The 8,393-nt window shown below is 54.7% G+C and carries 6 protein-coding genes and 1 pseudogene; all 7 read left to right on the plus strand.

From position 1 onward, the window contains the following. Nucleotides 1-10: 10 nt before the first annotated feature. Complete coding sequence (gene rpoC, locus L5656_RS01050; protein ID WP_297197745.1) at nt 11-3,493, plus strand: DNA-directed RNA polymerase subunit beta'; 3,483 nt, start codon at nt 11-13, stop codon at nt 3,491-3,493. Nucleotides 3,494-3,532: 39 nt separating this feature from the next. Then, the gene (locus L5656_RS01055) at nt 3,533-3,784 is read left to right on the plus strand and encodes a ribosomal L7Ae/L30e/S12e/Gadd45 family protein (RefSeq protein ID WP_297197750.1); all 252 of its coding nucleotides are present in this window, start codon (nt 3,533-3,535) and stop codon (nt 3,782-3,784) included. A 120-nt stretch (nt 3,785-3,904) separates the two neighbouring features. After that, the gene (gene rpsL / locus L5656_RS01060) at nt 3,905-4,279 is read left to right on the plus strand and encodes a 30S ribosomal protein S12 (RefSeq protein ID WP_297197753.1); all 375 of its coding nucleotides are present in this window, start codon (nt 3,905-3,907) and stop codon (nt 4,277-4,279) included. 42 nt (nt 4,280-4,321) lie between these two features. Beyond that, the gene (gene rpsG / locus L5656_RS01065; protein ID WP_297197756.1) at nt 4,322-4,792 is read left to right on the plus strand and encodes a 30S ribosomal protein S7; all 471 of its coding nucleotides are present in this window, start codon (nt 4,322-4,324) and stop codon (nt 4,790-4,792) included. Between the two features lie 35 nt (nt 4,793-4,827). Further along, on the plus strand, nt 4,828-6,906 hold the full coding sequence (gene fusA, locus L5656_RS01070; RefSeq protein WP_297197758.1) for an elongation factor G: 2,079 nt from the start codon (nt 4,828-4,830) through the stop codon (nt 6,904-6,906). 76 nt (nt 6,907-6,982) lie between these two features. After that, entirely contained in the window at nt 6,983-8,185 is a 1,203-nt protein-coding gene (tuf, locus tag L5656_RS01075) for an elongation factor Tu (protein WP_297197760.1), read from the plus strand. A 117-nt stretch (nt 8,186-8,302) separates the two neighbouring features. Then, nucleotides 8,303-8,393: pseudogene (locus tag L5656_RS01080) on the plus strand (30S ribosomal protein S10); the annotation flags it as partial.

Raw genomic sequence — 8,393 nt, forward strand, 5'->3', positions numbered from 1 at the left:
AGGGAGTCCTGTGCTGGATTTAAGCAATTTTGAACGTATACGTATCGCCCTGGCCTCCCCGGAGCAGATCCGGGCCTGGTCGAGCGGAGAAGTGAAGAAGCCGGAAACCATAAATTACCGTACCTTGAAACCCGAACGGGACGGCCTATTCTGCGAGCGCATCTTTGGGCCTACCCGGGATTGGGAGTGCCATTGCGGTAAGTACAAAAGGGTCCGGTACAAAGGTGTAGTGTGCGACCGTTGCGGCGTGGAGGTGACCCGCTCCAAGGTACGGCGCGAGAGGCTCGGCCATATTGAGCTTGCGGCTCCCGTGTCCCATATTTGGTATTTTAAGGGTATACCCAGCCGGATGGGCTTACTGTTAGACATGTCCCCGCGGGCCTTAGAAAGGGTGCTCTATTTCGTCTCTTATATAGTTATCGATCCCGGAGATACGGGGTTAACCAAGAAACAGCTCCTTTCTGAAGCTGAGTACAGGGAATACCGGGAGAAGTATGGCGACCGGTTCAGGGCAGGTATCGGTGCGGAGGCCATAAAGGAGCTTCTGCAGGAAATAGACCTCGATAAATTGGCCGAAGAATTGAGGCAGGAGCTTAAGGAGAGCACCGGCCAGCGGCGTATCCGGGCCATACGCCGTTTGGAAGTGGTGGAAGCCTTCCGCCAGTCGGGGAACCGGCCTGAGTGGATGATCCTGGATGTGATCCCAGTTATTCCCCCTGAACTTAGACCGATGGTCCAGTTGGACGGTGGGCGGTTTGCTACCTCGGACCTAAACGACCTCTACCGGCGGGTTATAAACAGGAATAACCGCTTAAAGAGACTTTTGGACTTGGGCGCGCCGGACATCATTGTACGCAACGAAAAGCGCATGCTCCAGGAGGCTGTAGATGCCCTTATAGATAACGGCCGCCGGGGCCGGCCGGTGACGGGGCCCGGCAACCGGCCTCTGAAGTCCCTAAGCGATATGTTAAAGGGCAAACAGGGTCGCTTTCGCCAGAACCTTTTGGGTAAGCGCGTGGATTATTCCGGGCGCTCTGTGATCGTAGTTGGGCCTGAACTTAAGCTTCACCAGTGCGGGCTGCCCAAGGAGATGGCTTTGGAGCTTTTTAAACCCTTTGTGATGAAAAGGCTGGTGGACAAGGGCTTTGCCCATAATATAAAAAGCGCCAAACGCATGGTAGAGCGCGTACGCAATGAAGTATGGGATGTGTTGGAAGAAGTTATCAAAGAGCATCCCGTGCTCCTAAACCGCGCTCCCACTCTGCACCGCTTGGGTATTCAAGCTTTTGAGCCGGTCTTGGTAGAAGGACGGGCCATTCAGATACATCCCCTGGTATGTACGGCCTATAACGCTGACTTTGACGGTGACCAGATGGCTGTACATGTGCCCCTTTCCGCGGAAGCACAGGCAGAGGCGAGGCTCCTCATGCTGGCCAGCAACAATATACTTAACCCCAAGGATGGTCGTCCGGTGGTTACCCCGACCCAAGATATAGTCTTCGGGTGTTACTGGCTTACGGTGGCCAGACCGGGTGCTAAAGGAGAGGGGCGAGTCTTTGCCAGCTACGAAGAGGCTTATATGGCTTACGTACACAAAGTTATCGACCTTCACGCCCTTATTAAAGTGCGGATGGAGGATGGCAAGCTGGTAGAGACCACCATAGGTCGGTTGATCTTCAACAAAGAGAGCCCCATCCCTAAAGAACTGGGATTCTACAACTGTGAAATAGGTAAGAAGCAGCTAGGAGAGATTGTAGCCCGCTGCTACAGGGAGCTGGGCACCGCGGCTACTGCCAAGATGCTAGATGGTATAAAAAGATTGGGCTTTCATTATGCTACCTTAGCCGGAGTTACCATCGGTCTGGATGACATTGATGTACCTGAGGAGAAAAGCGAGATAGTAAGTCAGGCAGAAGAACAGGTAGAAAGTGTAGAACAACAGTACCGGAGGGGCCTTATAAGCGAAGAAGAGCGCTACCAGAAGGTCATTAAGATATGGAATGAGGCTACAGAAAAAGTAACTAAAGCCCTCGTGGAGAAGATGGATAAATTAAACCCCGTGTTTATGATGGCTAATTCGGGAGCCCGGGGCAACATCCAGCAGATACGGCAGCTTGCCGGTATGCGGGGCCTTATGGCGGACCCGTCCGGGCGTATAATTGATATGCCCATCAAATCCAATTTCCGTGAGGGTCTTACGGTCCTTGAATATTTCATCTCCACCCATGGTGCCCGTAAGGGTCTGGCGGATACGGCGTTACGCACCGCGGACTCCGGATACCTCACCCGGAGGCTGGTGGACGTAGCCCAGGATGTGATCGTGCGTGAATACGATTGTGGCACCGAAGAGTATGTGGAGATCGAAGATCTTAAGGACGGTAACGAAGTCATTGAAAAGATGGAGGAACGTCTTTTAGGGCGTGTAGCTGCCCGGGATATCGTACACCCCGAAACGAAGGAAGTTATTGTCCGCCGGAATGAAGAAATAGACGAAGAGGCTTTGGAGGCCATACTTGCCGCAGGTATCAAGAAAGTTCCTGCCCGCTCCGTGCTCACCTGTAAGACAAGGTACGGTGTGTGCTGTAAATGCTACGGCCGTAATCTCGCTACGGGTAAGCTGGTGGAGATAGGGGAAGCTGTTGGTATCATCGCCGCCCAGTCCATAGGGGAACCCGGTACCCAGCTAACCATGCGTACCTTCCATACGGGCGGCGTGGCCGGCGAGGATATCACCCAGGGCCTTCCGCGGGTAGAGGAGCTTTTTGAGGCCCGGAAGCCCAAGGGGCAGGCCATTATCGCCGAGGCGTCCGGTATTGTAAGGATCAATGAAGTTAAAGGGCGGCGGGAAATAGAACTCGTGGCGGACAGCGGAGAAAGGTACACCTACCAGGTTCCCTACGGCTCCCGGCTGCGGGTGGAAGACGGCCAGCGGGTAGAACTGGGCGATGAGCTGACCGAGGGTTCGGTCAACCCCCATGACTTGTTAAAGGTTAAAGGGGTGCGGGGGGTACAGCTTTACCTCCTGCGAGAGGTTCAGAGGGTTTACCGCATGCAGGGTGTGGAAATAAACGATAAACACATTGAGATTATGATAAGGCAGATGCTCCGCAAGGTAAAGGTGGAGGACCCCGGTGACACCAATCTGTTGCCCGGGGGCCTGGTGGATGCCTTTGAATTCGCCGATAAAAACGAGGAAGTCAAGGCTAAGGGCGGCAAGCCTGCGGTGGCTCGCCCGGTGCTCCTGGGGATTACTAAAGCTTCCCTTACGACGGAATCCTTCCTTTCAGCAGCCTCCTTCCAGGAGACGACCCGGGTACTTACCGAAGCGGCCATAAAGGGGAAGGTGGATCCCCTCATGGGCCTTAAGGAGAACGTGATCATAGGAAAGCTCATCCCGGCAGGAACAGGCATGGCTCGTTACCGGAACATTAAAGTCGTAATTCCTGAGGAACAAGAATTGACAGATGCTGTTGACTCCGCTGCTGGAAAATGATAATATAACTAAATGTGTGACACCTGGGAGGGTCGGATAGTGTCTTACGAGCGTATAAAGGCGGCCAAAAAGAGGACGGTCGGTACCAGGGAGACTACCAAGGCCGTCCAGAAGGGCCTAGCCCGGGTGGTCTTCATAGCTAGAGATGCTGAGCCACACGTTACCGAGCCCCTTGTCTCCCTGTGCCGGGAGAAGGGTGTCGAAGTCATTATGGTAGATTCTATGAGGGAGCTAGGCCGCGCCTGTGGTATCGAGGTTAGCTCAGCATCGGCAGCCATCCTGGAAGAGTAGTTAAAGGTAGTGCGCTAAAAGCCCGCTGGGCCGTAAGGAGGTAGTTCGCGGCCCAGCGGCTGATAATAGAAGTGGGGGATTTCTTGTGGGGGTTCCGTGGCAGGGAAGGGGGTGCGAGGGATGCCCACCATTCAGCAGTTGGTCCGTGAGGCGCGTAAAAAAGTAGAGAAAAAATCGGGGGCACCGGCCTTAAGGGGGGCGCCGCAGCGCCGTGGCGTGTGTACGCGGGTTTATACTACTACACCTAAGAAACCTAATTCAGCTCTCCGCAAGGTGGCCCGTGTACGGCTCACCAACGGGATCGAGGTTACAGCCTATATCCCCGGTATAGGACACAACCTGCAGGAACACTCGGTAGTTCTGGTGCGGGGAGGCAGAGTAAAAGATTTGCCAGGCGTAAGATACCATATAATTCGCGGTGCTCTTGACGCTGCTGGTGTTCAGAACAGGCACCAGGGCCGTTCTAAGTATGGTGCTAAGCGGCCTAAGAAATAAGCTGGGAGCCGTTTATGAGGGCGCGAAAGGAGGGATAAAGGGGTGCCGCGAAGGGGAAGCGTACCCAAGCGAGAGGTAGAACCCGACCCGATTTATGGTAGTACGAAAGTAACTAAACTTATCAATCAAGTTATGCGCAACGGCAAAAAATCCTTGGCCCAGCGTATTTGTTACGACGCCTTTGAAATAATTAGACAGAAGACCGGGAGAGATCCCCTGGAAGTCTTTGAACAGGCTTTGAAAAATGTGATGCCGGTTTTAGAGACCAGAGCCCGGCGGGTAGGTGGAGCCAACTACCAGGTTCCGGTAGAGGTGCGGCCGGAGAGGCGGCAGACGCTGGCCATCCGCTGGATTGTGAACTACGCCCGGGAGCGTAGCGGGAAGAGCATGGAGGAAAAACTTGCCGCAGAACTTATAGATGCTGCCAATAACACCGGTGGCGCCGTGAAAAAGAAGGAAGACACCCATAAGATGGCGGAAGCCAATCGGGCCTTTGCCCATTACCGGTGGTAATTGCTGTATACACCTGATTGCGAGGGGGTGAGAACATGGCACGGGAGCATCCACTAGAGAAGACGCGCAACATCGGCATAATGGCCCATATCGATGCCGGTAAGACTACCACCACAGAGAGGATACTTTTCTACACCGGCCGGGTTCACCGGATGGGTGAGGTACACGAGGGTACGGCCACTATGGACTGGATGGTCCAGGAGCAGGAGCGGGGTATCACCATTACTTCGGCGGCTACCACCTGCTTCTGGCGTGACTGTCGTATAAACATTATAGACACGCCAGGGCACGTGGATTTTACCGTGGAAGTAGAACGCTCTTTACGGGTGCTGGATGGAGCTGTAGCCATATTTTGCTCCGTGGGTGGCGTAGAGCCCCAATCGGAGACTGTTTGGAGGCAGGCGGACAAATACGGCGTACCGCGCATCGCCTACATTAACAAGATGGACCGCGTAGGAGCTGATTTCTTCCGCGCCGTAAGGGAGATCTCCGAAAAGCTGGGGGCCACACCTGTGCCGGTTCAGCTTCCCATCGGGGTGGAAGATAGCTTCCAGGGCGTGGTAGATCTCATTCGCAAAAAAGCCCTCTATTTCGTCGATGAGCTGGGCACGGTGATCGAGGAAGGTCCGGTACCCGAAGATATGCAGGAGCTTGTAGACGAGTACCGGGAGAAACTCCTTGAGGCAGTAGCAGAAAGCGATGAAGAATTGATGGTCAAGTATCTGGAGGGCGAAGAGCTTACAGAAGAAGAAATAAAGAAAGGCATCAGAAAGGCCACCATCGCTCTCAAAATGGTTCCGGTGCTCTGTGGCTCGTCCTTTAAGAATAAAGGCGTCCAACCTCTTCTAGACGCCATTGTGGATTATCTGCCTTCCCCCGTCGACATCCCGGCGGTCAGGGGTATAGATCCCGAGACGGGGCAGGAGGACAGGAGAAAGGCCAGCGATAACGAACCTCTAGCTGCCCTGGCCTTTAAAATCATGGCCGACCCCTACGTGGGCAAGCTTACCTTTATCCGTGTATACTCGGGGACGCTGAAGCCCGGAACCTATGTGTACAATTCCACTAAGGGCAAGAGGGAGCGCATAGGGCGTATCTTGCGCATGCACGCCAATCACCGCGAAGAAGTTGGCGAGGCCTTTGCGGGTGATATCATAGCGGCTGTGGGGCTAAAGGAAACCACCACCGGCGATACCCTTTGCGATGAACAACATCCTATTATCCTAGAATCCATGGACTTCCCCGAGCCGGTGATCTCCGTGGCCATAGAGCCCAAGACCAAAGCGGACCAGGAAAAGATGAGCCTGGCCCTGCAGAGATTGGCCGAAGAGGATCCTACCTTCAGGATGCATACGGATCCGGAGACCGGCCAGACCATCATCTCCGGCATGGGAGAACTCCACCTGGAAATAATTGTAGACAGGTTGCTGCGGGAATTTAAGGTGGGCGCCAACGTAGGCAAACCCCAGGTGGCCTACAAAGAGACTATCCGCAGGCCCGTCCGGGCGGAAGGCAAGTATATACGCCAGACGGGTGGTCGCGGCCAGTACGGTCACGTGATCCTTGAGCTAGAGCCTCTTGAGCCGGGCAAGGGCTATGAATTCGTAAACAAAATCGTGGGTGGCGTTATCCCCAAGGAGTATATTCCGGCGGTGGATGCCGGTATCCGGGAAGCCATGGAAAACGGGGTGCTCGCCGGGTATCCTTTGGTGGATATCCGGGCCATTCTGGTAGACGGTTCCTACCATGAGGTAGATTCCTCAGAGATGGCCTTCAAGATTGCGGCCTCCCAAGCCTTAAAGGATGGGGTAAAGAGGGCTAAACCGGTACTCCTTGAGCCCATCATGAAGGTGGAAGTTACCGTTCCCGAAGAGTATATGGGAGACGTGATAGGCGATCTCAACGCGCGGCGGGGCCGGATCGAAGGTATGGAGCCCAGGGCGGGAGCTCAGGTTATCCGTGCCTACGTGCCCCTGGCGGAAATGTTCGGGTACGCGACGGATTTGCGTTCCCGCACCCAGGGACGGGGCACCTACGTCATGCAGTTCTCCCACTATAGCGAGGTGCCCGCCAACTTAGCCGAAGAAATTATAAAGAAGCGCCAGAGCGCGTAAACAGCTCCGGCGGGCACGTCCCGCCGGAGAGCAATACTTATATAAAAAGCTTATCCTGTAAGGAGGAAGGGAAATCATGGCCAAGGCCAAGTTTGAACGGACTAAGCCACATGTCAACGTAGGTACCATAGGGCATGTAGACCATGGTAAAACTACGCTGACCGCAGCCATCACCTTCTGCCTCGCCAAGCAGGGGCTGGCTACACCTACGGCTTATGACCAGATCGATAAGGCTCCGGAGGAAAGAGAGCGCGGTATCACCATCGCTACCGCCCACGTAGAGTACGAAACACCGAAACGCCACTATGCCCACGTAGACTGCCCGGGCCATGCTGACTATGTAAAGAACATGATAACCGGAGCTGCTCAGATGGACGGGGCTATCCTGGTGGTATCGGCCGCCGATGGGCCTATGCCCCAGACCAGGGAGCACATACTCTTGGCCCGGCAGGTCGGTGTACCTTACATCGTGGTGTTCCTCAACAAGGTGGACATGGTGGACGATCCCGAGCTTTTGGAGCTCGTGGAGATGGAGGTACGGGAGCTCCTTAGCCAGTACGAGTTCCCGGGCGACGAGGTGCCGGTGGTGAAGGGTTCGGCCCTTAAGGCCATGGAATGCGGTTGCGGAAAGCGCGAGTGCCAGTGGTGCAGCAAGATACTGGAGCTTATGGATGCTGTGGACGAGTACATTCCTACGCCCCAGCGGGATGTGGATAAGCCCTTCCTTATGCCCATTGAAGACGTATTCAGCATCACCGGTCGTGGAACGGTTACCACAGGGCGTGTGGAGCGCGGTAAGGTAAAGGTAGGAGATGAGGTAGAAATTATAGGTTTAAGGGAGGATATCCGTAAGACCGTCGTAACGGGTGTGGAAATGTTCCGCAAGACCCTGGACGAGGCTGTGGCTGGTGACAATATCGGTACCCTCCTGCGAGGGATAGAGCGTAAAGAAGTAGAACGGGGAATGGTTCTGGCCAAGCCGGGAACCATCAGACCCTATACTAAGTTCGAAGCAGAGGTTTACGTCCTGACCAAGGAGGAAGGCGGCCGGCACACGCCGTTCTTCAACGGGTACAGGCCCCAGTTCTATTTCCGGACCACCGACGTTACTGGCGTAGTAAAGCTGCCCGAAGGTGTAGAGATGGTCATGCCGGGCGATAACGTAAAGATGACTATAGAGCTAATAACACCCATTGCTATCGAGGAAGGTTTACGGTTCGCCATACGGGAGGGCGGACGCACCGTAGGTGCAGGAGTGGTCACCAAGATTCTGGAATAGCCCTGAAGGGCGGGGATATGTTCCTGGAATCTTCTGCCGGGGCATATCCCCGTCATGTGCAGGGCGGGAACCCTTCCGAAAATAAAAAGACGGCCAGGAGGGAGGGGAAAGGTATTCATGGCAGCTAAGCAGAGGATACGAATCCGTCTTAAGGCCTTTGACCATAGGGTTCTGGATCAGTCCTCCCAGAAGATTGTGGAGACAGCTA

This window comes from Thermanaeromonas sp. (genome assembly GCF_021890735.1).
Taxonomy (GTDB): domain Bacteria; phylum Bacillota; class DSM-521; order Neomoorellales; family Neomoorellaceae; genus Thermanaeromonas.

Coding starts and splice junctions, on each gene's coding strand:
- fusA (WP_297197758.1), top strand. CDS start 4,828: ATGGCACGGGAGCATCCACTAGAGAAGACGCGCAACATCGGCATAATG.
- tuf (WP_297197760.1), top strand. CDS start 6,983: ATGGCCAAGGCCAAGTTTGAACGGACTAAGCCACATGTCAACGTAGGT.
- rpsL (WP_297197753.1), top strand. CDS start 3,905: ATGCCCACCATTCAGCAGTTGGTCCGTGAGGCGCGTAAAAAAGTAGAG.